The 391-nt window shown below is 62.4% G+C and carries 1 protein-coding gene; it reads right to left on the reverse strand.

Annotation, left to right across the window (positions count from 1 at the left end):
* A partial coding sequence (locus ACH65_RS18500) for a KilA-N domain-containing protein (RefSeq protein ID WP_161805629.1) occupies positions 1–391 on the reverse strand: 391 nt, incomplete at both ends.

Here is a 391-nt window from a genome sequence, read left to right on the forward strand (position 1 = left end):
TCATTGAGGCAGTAGCGGCCTCCAGCTCCAGTCGTCGCCGCTCACTCTCCAACGCCTGCTCCAGGATCGACACCAGGGACGACCCAGCGGGAACGATAGCGTCCCCCACGTCCGTCTCATGGCCCTTCCGGGTCTCCTTGAACGCCCTCACGACCGTCAGGTGGAACTTCGGGCTGATCCACATGGCATACGTCAGGGCCAGGTCGTCGATGACGTAGGTGCCGCCGTAGCGGCCTCGGGACGCCTGGACCGGATTCTTATTCGGGGAAAAACCCGAATTAGAAATCTCGTCGATCAGCTCATGGGTGTTGTCGAGCTTCATCCATTCGCTGGGTGAGTGCCGCTTCTCCCCGCCGGCCGCCCGATGGAGGTCATTGAGGCAGTAGCGGCC

This window comes from Frateuria defendens (assembly GCF_001182895.1).
Lineage (GTDB): Bacteria > Pseudomonadota > Gammaproteobacteria > Xanthomonadales > Rhodanobacteraceae > Frateuria_B > Frateuria_B defendens.